The 395-nt window shown below is 68.9% G+C and carries 1 protein-coding gene; it reads right to left on the bottom strand.

From position 1 onward, the window contains the following. On the bottom strand, positions 1-333 hold a 333-nt coding region (locus tag AOK01_RS45830; RefSeq protein ID WP_245702584.1), incomplete at its 3' end, for a response regulator. Positions 334-395 lie beyond the last annotated feature (62 nt).

The raw sequence follows: 395 nt of genomic DNA on the forward strand, positions 1-395 counted from the left end.
CAGGAACCCCGCGGCGCCCGCCTCCATGGCCCGCCGCAGATAACCGGGCCGGCCGAAGGTGGTGAGGATCAGCACCCGGCAGTCGGGCGTTTCCTCGCGCAACAACGCGGCGGCGTCCAACCCGCTGATCCCCGGCAGTTCGATGTCCAGCAGCGCGACATCGGGCCGCGACTCCAGGGCCGCCCCGACGATCGCGTCCCCCGTCCCGACCTGCGCCACCACCTCGATGTCCTCCTCAAGCCCGAGAAGAAGGGCGAGCGCGCCCCGCATCATCCCCTGATCCTCGGCGAGGAGAACCCGAATGGACTTGGCGGCCCGATGTTCCCGCGGCATCTCGTTCACCTCCCAAGCGTAGGACCAGCTTTCAGAGGCAAGGGGAACGGCGCAATCTTCTG

The sequence above is a fragment of the Streptomyces aurantiacus genome (assembly GCF_001418335.1).
In the GTDB taxonomy this organism is placed as follows: Bacteria; Actinomycetota; Actinomycetes; order Streptomycetales; family Streptomycetaceae; genus Streptomyces; species Streptomyces aurantiacus.